This window comes from Streptomyces sp. NPDC111744, assembly GCF_055634995.1.
Genome location: NZ_JBVKCG010000001.1, coordinates 690,449 through 707,792, shown reverse-complemented (window position 1 = coordinate 707,792; position 17,344 = coordinate 690,449). Strand labels below are relative to the sequence as shown.

27 protein-coding genes are annotated in these 17,344 nt (G+C 66.6%); 25 read left to right on the top strand and 2 right to left on the bottom strand.

Translation table 11 applies throughout. The annotated features are described in order from the left end of the window. Window positions 1–26: 26 nt before the first annotated feature. The 25 genes from rplV (at window position 27) to truA (ending at window position 14,216) form a co-directional block, all read left to right on the top strand. A complete protein-coding gene (gene rplV, locus ACZ7OO_RS03360; RefSeq protein ID WP_003974262.1) occupies window positions 27–374 on the top strand; it encodes a 50S ribosomal protein L22 in 348 nt (115 codons plus the stop codon). Continuing rightward, window positions 374–1,201 (top strand): 30S ribosomal protein S3, encoded by an 828-nt coding sequence (rpsC, locus tag ACZ7OO_RS03355; RefSeq protein ID WP_093499641.1) that lies wholly within the window; start codon window positions 374–376, stop codon window positions 1,199–1,201. Before rplV ends, rpsC begins: the two co-directional genes overlap by 1 nt. Before the next feature lie 5 nt (window positions 1,202–1,206). Beyond that, window positions 1,207–1,626: a 50S ribosomal protein L16 gene (gene rplP / locus ACZ7OO_RS03350; protein WP_030788270.1), complete on the top strand. Its 420-nt coding sequence runs from the start codon at window positions 1,207–1,209 to the stop codon at window positions 1,624–1,626. Next, window positions 1,626–1,850: a 50S ribosomal protein L29 gene (gene rpmC / locus ACZ7OO_RS03345; RefSeq protein ID WP_010036720.1), complete on the top strand. Its 225-nt coding sequence runs from the start codon at window positions 1,626–1,628 to the stop codon at window positions 1,848–1,850. Before rplP ends, rpmC begins: the two co-directional genes overlap by 1 nt. Beyond that, window positions 1,850–2,137, top strand: coding sequence for a 30S ribosomal protein S17 (gene rpsQ / locus ACZ7OO_RS03340; RefSeq protein WP_003992363.1), 288 nt, complete (start codon window positions 1,850–1,852; stop codon window positions 2,135–2,137). Before rpmC ends, rpsQ begins: the two co-directional genes overlap by 1 nt. A 101-nt stretch (window positions 2,138–2,238) precedes the next feature. Next, entirely contained in the window at window positions 2,239–2,607 is a 369-nt protein-coding gene (gene rplN, locus ACZ7OO_RS03335; protein WP_003998823.1) for a 50S ribosomal protein L14, read from the top strand. A 2-nt stretch (window positions 2,608–2,609) separates the two neighbouring features. Beyond that, the gene (gene rplX / locus ACZ7OO_RS03330; protein ID WP_030967306.1) at window positions 2,610–2,933 is read left to right on the top strand and encodes a 50S ribosomal protein L24; all 324 of its coding nucleotides are present in this window, start codon (window positions 2,610–2,612) and stop codon (window positions 2,931–2,933) included. Beyond that, window positions 2,933–3,490, top strand: coding sequence for a 50S ribosomal protein L5 (gene rplE / locus ACZ7OO_RS03325; protein WP_352223081.1), 558 nt, complete (start codon window positions 2,933–2,935; stop codon window positions 3,488–3,490). The genes rplX and rplE overlap by 1 nt, the downstream gene beginning before the upstream one ends. Window positions 3,491–3,495: 5 nt before the next feature. Next, a complete protein-coding gene (locus ACZ7OO_RS03320; RefSeq protein ID WP_003948630.1) occupies window positions 3,496–3,681 on the top strand; it encodes a type Z 30S ribosomal protein S14 in 186 nt (61 codons plus the stop codon). 235 nt (window positions 3,682–3,916) lie between these two features. Beyond that, on the top strand, window positions 3,917–4,315 hold the full coding sequence (gene rpsH / locus ACZ7OO_RS03315; protein ID WP_352223080.1) for a 30S ribosomal protein S8: 399 nt from the start codon (window positions 3,917–3,919) through the stop codon (window positions 4,313–4,315). Window positions 4,316–4,339: 24 nt separating this feature from the next. After that, window positions 4,340–4,879: a 50S ribosomal protein L6 gene (gene rplF / locus ACZ7OO_RS03310; RefSeq protein ID WP_352223079.1), complete on the top strand. Its 540-nt coding sequence runs from the start codon at window positions 4,340–4,342 to the stop codon at window positions 4,877–4,879. Window positions 4,880–4,882: 3 nt separating this feature from the next. Then, entirely contained in the window at window positions 4,883–5,266 is a 384-nt protein-coding gene (gene rplR, locus ACZ7OO_RS03305) for a 50S ribosomal protein L18 (RefSeq protein WP_089099426.1), read from the top strand. A gap of 36 nt (window positions 5,267–5,302) precedes the next feature. After that, window positions 5,303–5,908: a 30S ribosomal protein S5 gene (gene rpsE, locus ACZ7OO_RS03300; protein WP_016645168.1), complete on the top strand. Its 606-nt coding sequence runs from the start codon at window positions 5,303–5,305 to the stop codon at window positions 5,906–5,908. Further along, window positions 5,908–6,090, top strand: a complete 183-nt coding sequence (gene rpmD, locus ACZ7OO_RS03295) for a 50S ribosomal protein L30 (protein ID WP_006376032.1) — start codon at window positions 5,908–5,910, stop codon at window positions 6,088–6,090. The genes rpsE and rpmD overlap by 1 nt, the downstream gene beginning before the upstream one ends. A 2-nt stretch (window positions 6,091–6,092) precedes the next feature. Further along, window positions 6,093–6,548, top strand: a complete 456-nt coding sequence (gene rplO, locus ACZ7OO_RS03290; protein WP_006140897.1) for a 50S ribosomal protein L15 — start codon at window positions 6,093–6,095, stop codon at window positions 6,546–6,548. A gap of 189 nt (window positions 6,549–6,737) precedes the next feature. Beyond that, a complete protein-coding gene (secY, locus tag ACZ7OO_RS03285; protein WP_471500961.1) occupies window positions 6,738–8,051 on the top strand; it encodes a preprotein translocase subunit SecY in 1,314 nt (437 codons plus the stop codon). Next, window positions 8,051–8,716 (top strand): adenylate kinase, encoded by a 666-nt coding sequence (locus ACZ7OO_RS03280; RefSeq protein WP_471500959.1) that lies wholly within the window; start codon window positions 8,051–8,053, stop codon window positions 8,714–8,716. Before secY ends, ACZ7OO_RS03280 begins: the two co-directional genes overlap by 1 nt. Window positions 8,717–8,820: 104 nt before the next feature. Further along, window positions 8,821–9,657, top strand: coding sequence for a type I methionyl aminopeptidase (map, locus tag ACZ7OO_RS03275; RefSeq protein WP_471500957.1), 837 nt, complete (start codon window positions 8,821–8,823; stop codon window positions 9,655–9,657). A 282-nt stretch (window positions 9,658–9,939) separates the two neighbouring features. Beyond that, window positions 9,940–10,161: a translation initiation factor IF-1 gene (gene infA / locus ACZ7OO_RS03270; RefSeq protein WP_003948620.1), complete on the top strand. Its 222-nt coding sequence runs from the start codon at window positions 9,940–9,942 to the stop codon at window positions 10,159–10,161. A gap of 61 nt (window positions 10,162–10,222) precedes the next feature. Beyond that, window positions 10,223–10,336 (top strand): 50S ribosomal protein L36, encoded by a 114-nt coding sequence (gene rpmJ / locus ACZ7OO_RS03265; protein ID WP_003998809.1) that lies wholly within the window; start codon window positions 10,223–10,225, stop codon window positions 10,334–10,336. Window positions 10,337–10,527: 191 nt separating this feature from the next. After that, window positions 10,528–10,908 (top strand): 30S ribosomal protein S13, encoded by a 381-nt coding sequence (gene rpsM, locus ACZ7OO_RS03260; RefSeq protein ID WP_020941684.1) that lies wholly within the window; start codon window positions 10,528–10,530, stop codon window positions 10,906–10,908. A 65-nt stretch (window positions 10,909–10,973) separates the two neighbouring features. Further along, window positions 10,974–11,378 carry a 30S ribosomal protein S11 gene (gene rpsK / locus ACZ7OO_RS03255; protein WP_003956432.1) on the top strand — a complete coding sequence of 135 codons (405 nt, stop codon included), beginning with the start codon at window positions 10,974–10,976 and terminating at the stop codon, window positions 11,376–11,378. 124 nt (window positions 11,379–11,502) lie between these two features. Continuing rightward, window positions 11,503–12,525: a DNA-directed RNA polymerase subunit alpha gene (locus ACZ7OO_RS03250; RefSeq protein WP_003966937.1), complete on the top strand. Its 1,023-nt coding sequence runs from the start codon at window positions 11,503–11,505 to the stop codon at window positions 12,523–12,525. Window positions 12,526–12,642: 117 nt separating this feature from the next. Beyond that, window positions 12,643–13,179, top strand: a complete 537-nt coding sequence (gene rplQ, locus ACZ7OO_RS03245) for a 50S ribosomal protein L17 (RefSeq protein WP_471500954.1) — start codon at window positions 12,643–12,645, stop codon at window positions 13,177–13,179. A gap of 152 nt (window positions 13,180–13,331) precedes the next feature. Beyond that, window positions 13,332–14,216, top strand: coding sequence for a tRNA pseudouridine(38-40) synthase TruA (gene truA / locus ACZ7OO_RS03240; protein ID WP_471500952.1), 885 nt, complete (start codon window positions 13,332–13,334; stop codon window positions 14,214–14,216). Here the strand turns inward: truA and ACZ7OO_RS03235 are convergent. Continuing rightward, complete coding sequence (locus ACZ7OO_RS03235; protein WP_471500950.1) at window positions 14,179–16,209, bottom strand: acyltransferase family protein; 2,031 nt, start codon at window positions 16,207–16,209, stop codon at window positions 14,179–14,181. The genes truA and ACZ7OO_RS03235 overlap by 38 nt on opposite strands. A gap of 35 nt (window positions 16,210–16,244) precedes the next feature. Beyond that, on the bottom strand, window positions 16,245–17,342 hold the full coding sequence (manB, locus tag ACZ7OO_RS03230) for a mannose-1-phosphate guanylyltransferase (protein WP_471500948.1): 1,098 nt from the start codon (window positions 17,340–17,342) through the stop codon (window positions 16,245–16,247). Window positions 17,343–17,344 lie beyond the last annotated feature (2 nt).

The window sequence follows — 17,344 nt, the reverse complement described above, 5'->3', positions numbered from 1 at the left end:
GACAAAAAAACCTGAAAGGGACAACCATGGAAGCCAGGGCCCAGGCGCGGTACATCCGCGTCACGCCCATGAAGGCCCGCCGCGTGGTGGACCTCATCCGTGGCATGGATGCCACGGAGGCCCAGGCTGTTCTGCGATTCGCTCCGCAGGCAGCCTCCGTGCCGGTCGGCAAGGTGCTCGACAGCGCCATTGCCAACGCCGCGCACAACTACGACCACACCGACGCCGACAGCCTCTTCATTTCCGAGGCCTACGTCGACGAGGGCCCGACCCTGAAGCGGTTCCGTCCGCGTGCCCAGGGCCGTGCCTACCGGATCCGCAAGCGGACCAGCCACATCACCGTGGTCGTCAGCAGCAAGGAAGGAACCCGGTAATGGGCCAGAAGGTTAACCCGCATGGGTTCCGGCTCGGTGTCACCACGGACTTCAAGTCCCGGTGGTACGCCGACAAGCTGTACAAGGACTACGTCAAGGAAGACGTCGCCATCCGTCGGATGATGACGTCCGGCATGGAGCGCGCCGGTATCTCCAAGGTGGAGATCGAGCGCACCCGTGACCGTGTCCGCGTGGACATCCACACCGCGCGTCCGGGCATCGTCATCGGCCGCCGTGGCGCCGAGGCCGACCGCATCCGCGGTGACCTGGAGAAGCTGACCGGCAAGCAGGTCCAGCTGAACATCCTCGAGGTCAAGAACCCGGAGACGGACGCTCAGCTGGTGGCCCAGGCCGTCGCCGAGCAGCTCTCCTCCCGCGTCTCCTTCCGCCGCGCCATGCGTAAGAGCATGCAGTCGGCGATGAAGGCCGGCGCCAAGGGCATCAAGATCCAGTGCGGTGGCCGCCTCGGCGGCGCCGAGATGTCCCGCTCGGAGTTCTACCGCGAGGGCCGTGTGCCCCTGCACACGCTCCGCGCGAACGTGGACTACGGCTTCTTCGAGGCCAAGACGACCTTCGGCCGTATCGGCGTGAAGGTCTGGATCTACAAGGGCGACGTCAAGAACATCGCCGAGGTCCGCGCCGAGAACGCCGCTGCCCGCGCCGGCAACCGCCCGGCCCGTGGTGGTGGCGCTGGTGACCGCCCGGCCCGTGGTGGCCGTGGTGGCGAGCGGCGCGGTCGCAAGCCGCAGCAGGCTCCCGCTGCCGAGGCCCCCCAGGCCGAGGCCGCTGCCGCTCCGGCTGCTGAGAGCACCGGAACGGAGGCCTGACCGACATGCTGATCCCCCGTAGGGTCAAGCACCGCAAGCAGCACCACCCGAAGCGGCGTGGTGAGGCCAAGGGCGGTACCACGGTCGCGTTCGGCGAGTACGGCATCCAGGCCCTCACGCCGGCGTACGTGACCAACCGCCAGATCGAGGCCGCTCGTATCGCGATGACCCGCCACATCAAGCGTGGCGGCAAGGTCTGGATCAACATCTACCCGGACCGCCCGCTGACGAAGAAGCCTGCCGAGACCCGCATGGGTTCCGGTAAGGGTTCTCCGGAGTGGTGGATCGCGAACGTGCACCCGGGCCGGGTCATGTTCGAGCTGTCTTACCCCAACGAGAAGATCGCCCGTGAGGCGCTGACCCGTGCGGCCCACAAGCTGCCGATGAAGTGCCGGATCGTCAAGCGCGAGGCAGGTGAAGCGTGATGTCGGCCGGTACCAAGGCGTCCGAGCTGCGCGAGCTGGGCAACGAGGAGCTGCTGAACAAGCTCCGCGAGGCCAAGGAAGAGCTGTTCAACCTCCGCTTCCAGGCGGCGACTGGTCAGCTCGAGAACCACGGTCGGCTCAAGGCCGTCCGTAAGGACATCGCGCGGATCTACACCCTGATGCGTGAGCGCGAGCTGGGCATCGAGACGGTGGAGAGCGCCTGATGAGTGAGAGCAACGTGACTGAGCAGACTGCAGAGGCCCGCGGCTTCCGCAAGACCCGCGAGGGTCTCGTCGTCAGCGACAAGATGGACAAGACCGTCGTCGTCGCCGTCGAGGACCGCGTCAAGCACGCGCTGTACGGCAAGGTCATCCGCCGTACGAACAAGCTCAAGGCGCACGACGAGCAGAACGCCGCGGGTGTCGGCGACCGTGTCCTCCTCATGGAGACCCGGCCGCTGTCCGCGACGAAGCGCTGGCGCGTCGTCGAGATCCTCGAGAAGGCCAAGTAATTCTCCTGCGGGGCACCCCTCGCAGGACAGTTCCGCCAGGCTCCGGGGGCCGTTCCCGCTGAACGGCCCCCGGGGAACCGGCAGACACACAGGAGATAGACGTGATCCAGCAGGAGTCGCGACTGCGCGTCGCCGACAACACTGGTGCGAAGGAAATCCTTTGCATCCGTGTGCTCGGTGGCTCCGGTCGCCGCTACGCGGGCATCGGTGACGTCATCGTCGCCACCGTCAAGGATGCGATCCCCGGTGGCAACGTGAAGAAGGGTGACGTCGTCAAGGCGGTCATCGTTCGCACCGTCAAGGAGCGCCGTCGTCCGGACGGCTCGTACATCCGCTTCGACGAGAACGCCGCCGTCATTCTGAAGAACGACGGTGACCCTCGCGGCACCCGCATCTTCGGCCCGGTCGGGCGCGAGCTGCGCGAGAAGAAGTTCATGAAGATCATCTCGCTGGCTCCGGAGGTGCTGTAAGCATGAAGATCAAGAAGGGCGACCTGGTCCAGGTCATCACCGGTAAGGACAAGGGCAAGCAGGGCAAGGTCATCGCGGCCTACCCCCGCGAGGACCGTGTCCTGGTCGAGGGTGTCAACCGGGTCAAGAAGCACACCAAGGCCGGTCCGACCGCTCGCGGTTCGCAGGCCGGCGGCATCGTCACGACCGAGGCGCCGGTCCACGTCTCCAACGTCCAGCTGGTCGTTGAGAAGGACGGCAACAAGGTTGTCACGCGTGTCGGTTACCGCTTCGACGACGAAGGCAACAAGATCCGCGTTGCCAAGCGGACGGGTGAGGACATCTGATGGCTACCACCACGACTCCGCGTCTGAAGCAGAAGTACCGCGAGGAGATCGCGGGCAAGCTGCGTGACGAGTTCAAGTACGAGAACGTCATGCAGATCCCCGGTCTCGTCAAGATCGTGGTCAACATGGGTGTCGGCGACGCCGCCCGTGACTCCAAGCTCATGGACGGTGCCGTCCGTGACCTGACCACCATCACCGGTCAGAAGCCGGCCGTCACCAAGGCCCGCAAGTCCATCGCGCAGTTCAAGCTGCGTGAGGGTCAGCCGATCGGTGCCCACGTCACGCTCCGTGGCGACCGCATGTGGGAGTTCCTGGACCGCACCCTGTCGCTCGCGCTGCCGCGCATCCGCGACTTCCGTGGTCTGTCCCCCAAGCAGTTCGACGGCCGTGGCAACTACACCTTCGGTCTCACGGAGCAGGTCATGTTCCACGAGATCGACCAGGACAAGATCGACCGTACCCGGGGCATGGACATCACCGTGGTCACCACGGCGACCAACGACGCTGAGGGCCGCGCGCTCCTTCGTCACCTCGGCTTCCCGTTCAAGGAGGCGTGAGCGAGATGGCGAAGAAGGCTCTGATTGCCAAGGCTGCTCGCAAGCCCAAGTTCGGTGTGCGTGGCTACACCCGCTGCCAGCGCTGCGGCCGCCCGCACTCCGTGTACCGCAAGTTCGGCCTGTGCCGCGTGTGCCTTCGTGAGATGGCTCACCGTGGCGAGCTGCCGGGCGTGACCAAGAGCTCCTGGTAATCCCCGCTTTCAGGGATTCCGGAAGCTCTCGGTAAGCAATGGGCGTGTCAGACGCCCACCCTTCCATGGCTTAGGCTTGGAGGGTTGGGCGTCTGACGTCCGTACGCCCGCGGGCGAAGCCCGCTATTAGACGCTTACTACGCCGTAGGTCCACCGCACCGCACCCGCCTCGTCTCGGATCGAGGAGAGGGATGGGCACCTGGAAACCCCGGCGAGAGAGGCCGAAGGCCAATTCATGACCATGACTGATCCGATCGCAGACATGCTTACGCGTCTGCGGAACGCGAACTCGGCATACCACGACACCGTGACGATGCCGGCATCGAAGATCAAGTCGCACATCGCGGAGATCCTCCAGCAGGAGGGCTTCATCACGGGCTGGAAGGTCGAGGACGCCGAGGTCGGCAAGAACCTCGTCCTGGACCTGAAGTTCGGGCCCAACCGTGAGCGCTCCATCGCGGGCATCAAGCGGATCTCCAAGCCCGGTCTCCGGGTCTACGCGAAGTCCACCTCCCTGCCCAAGGTGCTGGGCGGCCTCGGCGTGGCGATCATCTCCACGTCGCACGGGCTCCTCACCGACAAGCAGGCCGGCAAGAAGGGCGTAGGCGGAGAAGTCCTCGCCTACGTCTGGTAGCAGAAGGGAACGGAGGAAACAGCTATGTCGCGCATTGGCAAGCTCCCCATCACGGTTCCCGCCGGCGTGGACGTCACCATCGACGGCCAGACGGTCTCGGTCAAGGGCCCCAAGGGCTCGCTGACCCACACCGTCGTCGCGCCGATCGAGATCGCCAAGGGTGAGGACGGCGTTCTGAACGTCACCCGCCCCAACGACGAGCGTCAGAGCAAGGCCCTGCACGGCCTGTCCCGCACGCTGGTGGCGAACATGATCACCGGCGTGACCCAGGGTTACGTGAAGAAGCTCGAGATCAGCGGCGTCGGTTACCGCGTGACCGCGAAGGGCGCGAACCTCGAGTTCGCGCTCGGTTACAGCCACCCGATCCTCGTCGAGGCCCCCGAGGGCATCAGCTTCAAGGTCGAGAACCCCACCCGGTTCTCGGTCGAGGGCATCGACAAGCAGAAGGTCGGCGAGGTCGCGGCCAACATCCGCAAGCTGCGCAAGCCCGACCCGTACAAGGCCAAGGGCGTCAAGTACGAGGGCGAAGTCATCCGCCGCAAGGTCGGAAAGGCGGGTAAGTAAGCCATGGCATACGGACAGAAGATCCTCAAGGGCGACGCCTACAAGCGCGCCGCGATCAAGCGCCGTCACATCCGGATCCGTAAGAACATTTCCGGTACGGCGGAGCGTCCCCGTCTGGTCGTTACCCGCTCCAACCGCCACATCGTGGCCCAGGTGATCGACGACATCAAGGGTCACACCCTGGCGTCGGCGTCCACTCTGGACACCTCGGTCCGTGGTGGCGAGGGTGACAAGTCCGCGCAGGCCAAGCAGGTCGGCGCCCTGGTCGCCGAGCGTGCCAAGGCCGCCGGTGTCGAGGCCGTGGTGTTCGACCGTGGTGGCAACCAGTACGCCGGGCGCATCGCTGCCCTGGCGGACGCCGCCCGCGAAGCCGGGCTCAAGTTCTGAGCCGCTTGTAGCTAGCGGAAAGAGAGAGGTAATCCAATGGCTGGACCCCAGCGCCGCGGTGGCGGTGCCGGTGGCGGCGAGCGGCGGGACCGGAAGGGCCGTGACGGCGGCGCTGCTGCCGCCGAGAAGACCGCGTACGTTGAGCGCGTTGTCGCGATCAACCGCGTCGCCAAGGTTGTGAAGGGTGGTCGTCGCTTCAGCTTCACCGCGCTGGTCGTGGTGGGCGATGGCGACGGCACCGTGGGTGTCGGTTACGGCAAGGCCAAGGAGGTGCCGGCCGCCATCGCCAAGGGTGTTGAGGAGGCCAAGAAGCACTTCTTCAAGGTCCCCCGTATCCAGGGCACCATCCCGCACCCCATCCAGGGTGAGAAGGCTGCCGGCGTCGTCCTGCTCAAGCCCGCGTCCCCCGGTACCGGTGTTATCGCCGGTGGCCCGGTGCGTGCCGTGCTCGAGTGCGCCGGCGTTCACGACATCCTGTCGAAGTCCCTGGGCTCCGACAACGCGATCAACATCGTGCACGCGACCGTGGCGGCCCTCAAGGGCCTGCAGCGTCCCGAGGAGATCGCGGCCCGCCGCGGTCTGCCCCTCGAGGACGTCGCCCCCGCGGCTCTCCTTCGTGCACGTGCCGGGGCGGGTGCGTAATGGCTCGCCTCAAGGTCACGCAGACGAAGTCGTACATCGGCAGCAAGCAGAACCACCGTGACACTCTGCGGTCTCTTGGTCTCAAGGGGATCAACACCGTGGTCGTCAAGGAGGACCGCCCCGAGTTCCGCGGAATGGTGCACACCGTCCGCCACCTCGTGACGGTCGAGGAGGTCGACTGATCATGGCGGAGAACAACCCGCTCAAGATCCACAACCTCCGTCCCGCCCCGGGCGCCAAGACCGCCAAGACCCGTGTGGGTCGTGGTGAGGCGTCGAAGGGTAAGACGGCTGGTCGTGGTACCAAGGGTACGAAGGCCCGTTACCAGGTTCCGGAGCGCTTCGAGGGTGGCCAGATGCCCCTCCACATGCGTCTTCCGAAGCTGAAGGGCTTCAAGAACCCGTTCAAGACCGAGTACCAGGTCGTGAACCTCGACAAGCTGGCCGCGCTGTACCCGGAGGGTGGCGAGGTCACCGTCGAGGGGCTCGTCGCCAAGGGTGCCGTTCGCAAGAACAGCCTCGTCAAGGTCCTCGGCCAGGGTGAGGTCTCCGTGGCGCTGCAGGTGACGGTCGACGCCGTCTCCGGCTCCGCCAAGGAGAAGATCACCGCTGCCGGCGGCACCGTCACCGAGCTCGTCTGAGCCTCTCGGACGTCATCGATGACGTAAGCGATCCCGACCGGGGATACCCTCACAGTGGGGTATCCCCGGTTGGTCGTTCCTAGGGGGCGTGGTCGCCGGTATGGTGGCCTGCGCTGTTCTTTTTTCCTATTCGTCGAACCTCAAGACCGTCACCCTTGACGCAGTTGCGCGGGGGTCGCAGGAGGCACCGTGCTCACCGCGTTCGCCCGGGCGTTCAGGACGCCCGACCTGCGCAAGAAACTGCTCTTCACGCTGGGCATCATCGTGGTCTACCGGGTCGGTACCCATGTCCCGATCCCCGGCGTCAACTACAAAGCCGTTCAGACGTGTGTGAACGAGGCCTCCGGCAACCAGGGCCTGTTCGGTCTCGTCAACATGTTCAGCGGTGGCGCGCTGCTCCAGATCACGATCTTCGCGCTCGGCATCATGCCGTACATCACCGCCAGCATCATTCTTCAGCTGCTGACCGTGGTCATCCCGCGCCTGGAAGCCCTGAAGAAGGAGGGCCAGGCCGGCACGGCGAAGATCACCCAGTACACCCGCTACCTGACGGTGGCACTGGCCATCCTGCAGGGCACCGGCCTGGTCGCCACCGCCCGCAGCGGCGCGCTCTTCTCCGGCTGCACGGTCGCCTCCAGCATCGTGCCGGACCAGGCGATCTTCACCACCATCACGATGGTGATCTGCATGACCGCCGGTACGGCCGTCGTCATGTGGCTCGGTGAGCTGATCACCGACCGCGGTATCGGCAACGGCATGTCGATCCTGATGTTCATCTCGATCGCCGCGACCTTCCCGTCCGCGCTGTGGGCCATCAAGAAGCAGGGCACCCTGGCCGGCGGCTGGATCGAGTTCGGCAGCGTCATCGCGGTCGGCCTGGTCATGGTCGGCCTGGTGGTCTTCGTCGAGCAGGCCCAGCGCCGGATCCCGGTCCAGTACGCGAAGCGCATGATCGGCCGCCGGTCCTACGGCGGTACGTCGACGTACATCCCGCTGAAGGTGAACCAGGCCGGTGTGATCCCGGTCATCTTCGCCTCGTCGCTGCTCTACATCCCGGCACTCGTGGCGCAGTTCGCCGGCGGGAACTCGGGCTGGAAGACCTGGATCACGACGAACCTGACCAAGGGCGACCACCCGATCTACATCACTTCGTACTTCTTGCTCATCGTTTTCTTCGCGTTCTTCTACGTCGCCATCTCCTTCAACCCCGAAGAAGTAGCCGACAACATGAAGAAGTATGGTGGCTTCATCCCGGGCATCCGGGCTGGCCGACCGACCGCTGAGTACCTCTCGTACGTGCTCAACCGGATCACCTGGCCGGGTTCGCTGTATCTGGGGCTGATCGCTCTCGTGCCGACGATGGCGTTGGTTGGCTTTGGGGCAAGCAACAACTTCCCGTTCGGTGGTACCAGCATCCTCATCATCGTGGGTGTGGGTCTCGAGACGGTGAAGCAGATCGAGAGCCAGCTTCAGCAGCGCAATTACGAAGGGTTCCTCCGCTGATGCGAATCGTCCTCGTCGGGCCGCCGGGCGCCGGTAAGGGAACGCAAGCCGTTCGCCTCGCCGAGAAGCTGAAGATCCCGCACATCTCCACGGGCGACCTGTTCCGGGCCAACATCAGCCAGCAGACGGAGCTCGGGAAGCTCGCGAAGTCCTACATGGACGCCGGCAACCTCGTCCCGGACGAGGTCACCATCGCCATGGCCAAGGACCGCATGGAGCAGCCGGACGCGACCGGCGGTTTCCTCCTGGACGGGTTCCCGCGCAACGTCTCGCAGGCCGAGGCGCTCGACGAGCTGCTGAAGAACGAGGGCATCAAGCTCGACGCCGTACTCGACCTCGAGGTCCCGGAGGACGAGGTCGTCAAGCGGATCGCGGGTCGCCGCATCTGCCGCAAGGACAACGGCCACGTCTTCCACGTGACGTACAGCCCGCCGAAGGTCGAGGGTGTCTGCGACATCTGCGGTGGCGAGCTCTACCAGCGCGACGACGACTCCGAGGACACCGTCCGTACGCGGCTGGAGGTCTACCACACACAGACCGAGCCCATCATCGACTACTACAAGTCGCAGGGCCTGGTCCGTACGATCTCCTCGCTGGGCCCGGTGGAAGAGATCACCCGGCGGGCGCTGGACGCGCTGGGGTGGGACGAGGACGACAAGAAGTAGTTCCACGGCGGTTCCGGCCGCGGTGCCCCCTCGGGTGCCGCGGCCGTACTGTTGTACAGGTATCCGGTTGACGTTGACGTGAGTGACGGAGAGCGCAGGCCCCCATGGTGCAGATCAAGACCCCCGAGCAGATCGCCAAGATGCGGGCGGCGGGCCTGGTCGTAGCCGCCATCCACGCGGCGACCCGCGAGGTGGCGGTCCCCGGTGCCAGCACCCAGGACCTGGACGAGGTGGCCCGCAAGGTCCTCGCCGAGCACGGCGCCAAGTCGAACTTCCTCGGGTACGGCGGCTTCCCGGCCACCATCTGCACGTCCGTCAACGACGTGGTCGTCCACGGCATCCCCTCGGACGACGTCGTCCTCAAGGACGGCGACATCATCTCCATCGACTGCGGTGCGATCGTCGACGGCTGGCACGGTGACGCGGCCTACACGGCCTTCGTGGGCTCCGGTCACGCACCGGAGCTGATCGAGCTCTCCCGGGTGACCGAGGAGTCGATGTGGGCCGGTATCGCGGCGATGAAGCAGGGCAACCGGCTGGTGGACGTCTCCAAGGCCATCGAGACGTACATCCGCCGGCAGCCGAAGCCGGGCGGCGGCAAGTACGGGATCATCGAGGACTACGGCGGCCACGGCATCGGCACCGAGATGCACATGGACCCGCACCTGCTGAACTACGTCGACCGGCGGCGGGGGAAGGGCCCGAAGCTGGTCCCCGGCTTCTGCCTGGCCATCGAGCCGATGGTGTCGCTGGGGACGCCCCGGACCGAGGTGCTGGAGGACGACTGGACGGTCATCACGACCGACGGGACCTGGTCCTCGCACTGGGAGCACTCCGTCGCCCTCACGGAAGAGGGCCCGCTGGTGCTGACGGCTCCCGACGGGGGCCGGGCGAAGCTGGCGGAGCACGGGGTCACGGCGGCACCCGACCCGCTTGCCTGAAGATCACAACCAGATCGCAAAGCCTGCCGGTACTGCGCCCGCGTGCGCGGCCGGGTGTAGGGCGCTGCCTCAGCAGTAGGACGCGGTGGGGGACCTACCGCTCGCCCCGTCCGTCGTGCATAACGTGCCGACGGGCGGGGCACTGTCATGTGTAGCTGCGGAGTACGAGCGAATTCGTCTTTTTCTGGGTGCTGACGTAGACTGACTCGTCGGCTCTCGTGCACCCGCATGTCCGCATGCCCCTCGTGAGTCGATCAAGGTAGTCGATTCGAAGGGCGAAGCGTGGCCAAGAAGCAAGGTGCCATCGAGATCGAGGGCACTGTCGTCGAGTCTCTTCCGAACGCGATGTTCAAGGTCGAGCTCCAGAACGGCCACCAGGTCCTGGCACACATCAGCGGCAAGATGCGTATGCACTACATCCGCATCCTCCCTGACGACCGGGTCGTGGTGGAGTTGTCTCCGTACGACCTGACGCGTGGCCGGATCGTCTACCGATACAAGTAGATCTTGCCCACGTCCCGCGTGAGCGGGGCCGCCGGCAACTGACCCGGAGAACCTCAATCCCATGAAGGTCAAGCCGAGCGTCAAGAAGATCTGCGACAAGTGCAGGGTGATCCGCCGTCACGGTCGGGTCATGGTCATCTGCGAGAACCCGCGCCACAAGCAGCGCCAGGGCTGACGCACGACCGATCCCTCTGCATCCATCGCAGAGTTTCGCGCGACGCAAGCTGAATATGTTCATACGCAGGGCCCGAGTCGAACACGGCTCGACACCCCCGGTTCGGAGGCCGGGGACCCAGTTCGTACCTGGTACGGCGGCTGGGATCCGGTCCTGCGGAAGACCTCCGAAGATCACCAGGAGCCATTGAAGTGGCACGCGTTTCCGGTGTTGACATCCCGCGCGAAAAGCGTGTGGAAGTCGCCCTCACCTACGTGTTCGGCATCGGCCGTACGCTCTCCCAGCTGACGCTGGCCGAGACCGGCATCGACCCGAACACCCGCGTCCGTGACCTGACTGAAGAGCAGCTGGTCGCGATTCGTGAGTACGTCGACAACAACATCAAGACCGAGGGTGACCTCCGTCGCGAGATCCAGGCCGACATCCGCCGCAAGGTCGAGATCGGCTGCTACCAGGGTCTGCGTCACCGCCGCGGTCTGCCCGTCCGCGGTCAGCGCACCAGCACCAACGCCCGCACCCGCAAGGGCCCGCGTCGCGCCATCGCCGGCAAGAAGAAGCCGGGCAAGAAGTAGTCCGCAGCGGACCTCTGTCCACGGTCTTCGCTGTAGGACCGACCACCTCCCGTAGGAGTTAGTAGATGCCCCCCAAGGGTCGTCAGGGCGCTGCCAAGAAGGTGCGCCGCAAGGAAAAGAAGAACGTCGCTCACGGCCACGCGCACATCAAGAGCACGTTCAACAACACAATCGTCTCCATCACGGACCCGTCCGGCAACGTGATCTCCTGGGCCTCCGCCGGCCACGTCGGCTTCAAGGGCTCCCGGAAGTCCACGCCGTTCGCCGCGCAGATGGCCGCCGAGTCGGCTGCCCGCCGCGCCCAGGAGCACGGCATGCGCAAGGTCGATGTGTTCGTGAAGGGCCCGGGTTCCGGTCGTGAGACCGCGATCCGCTCCCTGCAGGCCACGGGCCTCGAGGTCGGCTCCATCCAGGACGTCACCCCGACCCCGCACAACGGCTGCCGTCCGCCGAAGCGCCGCCGCGTCTGACGCGACGCCTTCGGGCCTGAGGTTTCCGGGCGGTACGGCTCCGTAAAAGGGCCGTATCGCCCGTACCCTTGCAGTACCAGTAGGGCGTCAAATAGCGGGCGCCCGCAACTGAAGGATCCACACCATGCTGATCGCTCAGCGTCCCTCGTTGACCGAAGAGGTCGTCGACGAGTTCCGCTCCCGGTTCGTGATCGAGCCGCTGGAGCCGGGCTTCGGCTACACCCTCGGCAACTCCCTGCGCCGCACCCTCCTGTCGTCGATCCCCGGCGCTGCTGTCACCAGCATCCGCATCGACGGTGTCCTGCACGAGTTCACCACCGTGCCGGGCGTCAAGGAGGACGTCACCGACCTGATCCTCAACATCAAGCAGCTGGTCGTCTCCTCGGAGCACGACGAGCCGGTCGTGATGTACCTGCGCAAGCAGGGCCCGGGTCTGGTCACCGCCGCCGACATCGCGCCCCCGGCCGGTGTCGAGGTGCACAACCCCGACCTGGTCCTTGCCACGCTCAACGGCAAGGGCAAGCTGGAGATGGAGCTGACGGTCGAGCGTGGCCGCGGTTATGTCTCCGCCGTGCAGAACAAGCAGGTGGGCCAGGAGATCGGCCGTATCCCGGTCGACTCCATCTACTCGCCGGTGCTCAAGGTCACGTACAAGGTCGAGGCGACCCGTGTCGAGCAGCGCACCGACTTCGACAAGCTGATCGTCGACGTCGAGACGAAGCAGGCCATGCGGCCGCGTGACGCCATGGCGTCGGCCGGTAAGACCCTGGTCGAGCTGTTCGGTCTCGCCCGCGAGCTGAACATCGACGCCGAGGGCATCGACATGGGCCCGTCCCCGACGGACGCGGCTCTGGCGGCCGACCTCGCGCTCCCGATCGAGGAGCTCGAACTGACCGTCCGCTCCTACAACTGCCTCAAGCGTGAGGGCATCCACTCCGTGGGTGAGCTCGTCGCCCGCTCCGAGGCCGACCTCCTGGACATCCGTAACTTCGGTGCGAAGTCCATCGACGAGGTCAAGGCGAAGCTGGCCGGCATGGGCCTGGCCCTCAAGGACAGCCCGCCCGGATTCGACCCCACGGCCGCCGCCGACGCCTTCGGTGCCGACGACGACGCGGACGCGGGCTTCGTGGAGACCGAGCAGTACTGATCTCCACCATCTCCGGGGTTCGCTTCGGCGGACCCCGGATCTCCGACAGGCGACCGCCTGCTCGGATACTGACCCCGGTACCTGATACGGCCGGGGCAGACACACAGGAGAAGAACCATGCCGAAGCCCACCAAGGGTGCCCGTCTGGGCGGCAGCGCCGCGCACGAGAAGCTGCTCCTCGCGAACCTCGCGAAGGCGCTGTTCGAGCACGGCCGTATCACCACCACCGAGGCGAAGGCCCGCCGTCTGCGGCCGTACGCCGAGCGTCTGGTCACCAAGGCGAAGAAGGGCGACCTTCACAACCGCCGCCAGGTGCTCCAGGTCATCACGGACAAGAGCATCGTGCACACGCTCTTCACCGAGATCGGCCCGCGGTACGAGAACCGTCCGGGTGGTTACACCCGTATCACCAAGATCGGTAACCGCCGCGGCGACAACGCGCCCATGGCTGTCATCGAGCTGGTCGAGGCGCTGACGGTCGCGCAGCAGGCGACGGGTGAGGCCGAGGCCGCCACCAAGCGTGCCGCCAAGGACGCCGAGGCTCCTGCCGAGGCCAAGGCCGAGGAGACCAAGGCCGAGGAGACCAAGGTCGAGGAGACCGAGGTCGTCGAGGACGCCAAGGCCGACGAGGCCGAGGAGTCGAAGGACGCGTAAGGCCGTCCTTTGGCTGCGGCGGCGTTGTGGCTGGTCGCGCTCGCGCGGCGGAGCCGCATATCCGGTACAGCCCCGCGCCCCTTTGGGGCGCGTTGGTGGGCCCGTTCCTTTCGAGGGGCGGGCCCGCTTTCTTGTCCTGAGAGGATTCTTGAGTGAGCGACGAAGTCTCCCCTGGTTGCGTCCGCATCCGTCTCGACCTGTCCTACGACGGGAGCGGTTTCCACGGCTGGGCCAAGCAGGCCGGGGGAAAGCGGACCGTGCAGGGGGAGATCGAGGACGCGTTGCGTGTCGTCACTCGGTCGCAGGAGACGACGTACGAGCTGACCGTGGCCGGGCGGACGGATGCCGGGGTGCATGCGCGGGGGCAGGTGGCGCATGTCGATCTGCCGGTCGGGGTGTGGGAGGAGCAGCGCGAGAAGCTGCTGAAGCGGCTGGCCGGGCGGCTGCCGAAGGATGTGCGGGTGTGGGCGCTCGCTGAGGCGCCGGCGGGGTTCAACGCGCGGTTCGCGGCCTTGTGGCGGCGGTACGTCTACCGGGTCGGCGACCGGCCGGGCGGCGTGGACCCCCTGCTGCGCGGTCATGTGCTGTGGCACGACTGGGAGTTGGACGTCGCCGTGATGGACGCGGCCGCCAAGTCACTGGTCGGGGAGCATGACTTCGCCGCGTACGCGAAGAAGCGGGAGGGGGCTTCGACGGTCCGGGAGATCCTTGACTTCGGAGTGCGCCGTACCGCTGACGGTGTCGTCGAGATCGAGGTCCGGGCCGATGCCTTCTGCCACAACCAAGTGCGGTCCATGGTGGGCGCGTTGCTGTTCGTCGGCGACGGGCACCGGGGTGTGGAGTGGCCGCGGAAGGTGCTGGACGCGCGGGTGCGGGACAGCGCCGTGCATGTCGTACGGCCGCACGGGCTGACGCTGGAGGAGGTCGCGTACCCGGCGGACGACCGGCTTGCCGAGCGGCAGCGGGAGGCCCGCCGGGTACGGGGCGAGGTGCACGGGGTCAGCCGGCCAGGATCTTCTTCACCGTCGGCTGGATGAAGGGCACCAGGGTCTTCGCGTAGCCGGCCGTGATGTGGCTGGAGTCGAAGTAGACGATCTGGCCGGAGATCACTGTCGGGCAGACGCCGTCGGCGCAGAACGCGGGCAGGGTGTCGATGATCACGGCGCCGTGGCGCGCGGCCACCTTCTCCTCCATGGTCCGGAAGTCGGGGAACTCGATGGCCGAGTCCTGGCCCGGATTGCAGGCGGAGATGTCGCCGGTGTGGGTGGCGAGGCAGTCCGGGACGTTCTTGCCGGGCTGCGGGGTGTCCGTCATGTAGATGAGGTCGGCACCGGAGTCCTCCAGGGCCTGGAAGGTCTTCTCGGCGCCGGTTTCGGTCGCTTCCTGACGGACCCGGCTGGTGACGACGACGATATTCGGCTTGAGCTCCTTGAGCTGCTCGAACGCCGATTCTCGCCAGCTGTCGCACTCGGAGTACTCGCGGTTCAGCTCGGGGTTCTTGATGGCGTAGACCTCGGGGGAGCAGCCTCCCTTCGCCATGGTCACGACCTTGGCGTCGAGCTTCTTCCCGATCTCGTTGAAGGCGTCGCCCCACTGCCAGGCGTGGGAGTCGCCGATGACGACGATCGACTTCTTCCCTGCCGGGTCTCCGATGACGCAGTTGTCGCGAATGACGAACTTCTCGACGTCGGTGTCGTCGATGCAGCCGTAGTGAGTCCTGTCGTCCGGAGAATTCGGCAGAGCGGCTTGAGCGGCCGCGGTGAGCTTCTTCTGGAGCACGGAGCTCTTCACCGAGGCCGCGCCGCTGTACCCGACGGTGCTGGAGTCGACGGCCACGGCCGAGCCCGAGATGTTCAGCGGGAGGACGGTCATGGCGATGGCCGCGGCCCCGGCCGTTCCCACGACCGCGGTGCCACCGGCGAAGATCCCCTTCCAGGGGCGGGCCACCAGCTGTGCGTTGTTCCGGAAGCGGAACTCGATCATGTAGTACATGGCGTAGGCCAGGATCAGCGACAGCGAGGCGACGCGGAAACGGTCCGAGTAGGAGAGCTCGTGTCCGGTGATGTCCGGCCAGAGGATGAGGAGCGGCCAGTGCCAGAGGTACCAGCCGTAACTTACCGTCGCGACGGAGTTGAGCACCGGGTTGTGCAGAAGCCACTCCGCGCCGAAGCGGGGAGCTGCGCACCCGCCGGCGATGATCATGGCGGCGCCCAGCACGGGCCCGGCCACCGCGTACCCCGGCAGGGGGGTTTCCGCGCTGATGAGGAGCGCGGTGCCGATCGCGGTGGCGAGTCCCAGCCAGGAGATCACCGCAGCGAGCCCGCGATTCATGCGGGACAGCAGCGGAGCACTCAGAGCGAGCAGGATGCCTGAGGTGAGTTCCCAGATGCGGGTCTGGGTGCCGAAGTAGGCGAGCGGCTGGTTCGACTTGGTCTGTGTGACGGACAGATACAGCGAGCCGGCCACCACCGCGGTGAGGAACAGGCCCACCAAGACGCGGTTGCGGAAGATCGCGCGGCTGAGCCAGACGGTGACGAACAACGTGATCGGGGCCGCCAGATAGAACTGTTCCTCGATGCCCAGCGACCAGAAGTGCTGGTACGGGGACTGGGTCCCGTCGTTGGCGAAGTAGTCGGTGCCCGTCTGGACCAGCCGCCAGTTCATGACGCTCAGTGAGGAGGCGAGGCCGTCCTCCATGGTCTGGCGGAACCTGAGCGGGCTGGCGTAGATCCATGCCAGGGCTGCGGTGGCGAGGATGACGATGGACATGCCCGGGGCGAGGCGCCGGAAGCGGCGGGCCCAGAACTTGCTCAGCGACACCTTGCCCGACTTGTCGATCTCGGCGAGGAGCTGGCCGCCGATGAGGAAGCCGCTGAGGACGAAGCTGACGTCCACGCCGCCGTGGATGTCGATGATGCCGCAGTGCATGGCGACGACCATCATGATGGCGACGGCACGCAGGCCCTGGATGTCCGGCCGGTACTTGCGAAGGCGCACTTCGCTCGCGGCCGTTGAACTATGGCTGGTCACGGTTCTCCAGTAACTGTCCGGTCGGGCCGGCGAATTCAGTGGGCCGTCGGGCAGGCGGCAGCCGTACCGCTGACGCGCACCCCCTGGGCGGGAATGCGGATGCCGCAGGACAGCCGCAACTGGGCAGGCAGCTCGTTCTCCGCGCCGACGTGGGAGTGGCAGCCCACCACGGCCTCGTGAAGAATCGATTCGCTGCCGATGGAGGCGTCGTGGTCCACCACGGACTCATGGATCCGGGCGCCCTCGGACACGGTGACGCGCTCGCCGACGATGGAGCGGTCTACGACCACGTGCGGGCCGATGACGGCGTACGGGCCGATGGTCGAGCCGCCCGTGAGACGGGCGGTCGGGTCCACGGTGGCCGTGGGGTGGATCAGGGCCTCGGCGGGCGGGCCGACCAGCGGCGAGGTCGCCCTGCCGGTGACCAGGTCGGCGGAGCCGTGCACGAGGGCCAGCGGGGTGCCGAAGTCACGCCAGTAGTCGGCGGTGGTGTGGCCGAAGACGCGGCCGCCGCGGGCGACGAGCCGTGGGAAGGTCTCCTGTTCGACCGAGACCTCCCGGTCGGCCGGGATGGCGTCGAGGACCGATCGGCGGAAGACGTAGCAGCCGGCGTTGATCTGGTTGGTGACGCACTCCTCGGCCGTCTTGGGCTTCTCCAGGAAGGAGAGCACCCGGCCGCTCTCGTCGGTGGGGACGAGCCCGAAGGCGCGCGGGTCGGCGACCCGGGTGAGGTGCAGGGTCACGTCCGCGTCCCGGGCCTCGTGGTGCTCCAGGATGGCGCGCAGGTCGATGCCGGAGAGGATGTCGCCGTTGAGGATCAGGACCGGGGCGTCCTGCGGGCCGCGCAGCAGGCGGCCTGCGTTGCGGATGGCGCCGCCCGTACCGAGCGGGACCTCCTCGACGGCGTAGGAGATCTCCAGGTCCTGGGAGAAGCCACGGAACTCGTCCTCGAAGAGGTTCGCGAGATACGAGGTGGCGAACACCAGGTGCTCGACGCCGGCCTCCGTCAGCTTGGCCACCTGGTGGCGGATGAAGGAGGAGCCCGCGACACCGAGAAGGGGCTTGGGGGTGTGGTTCGTCAGGGGGCGCAGGCGGGTTCCCTTGCCGCCCACCAGAATGATGGCTTCTTGCATGA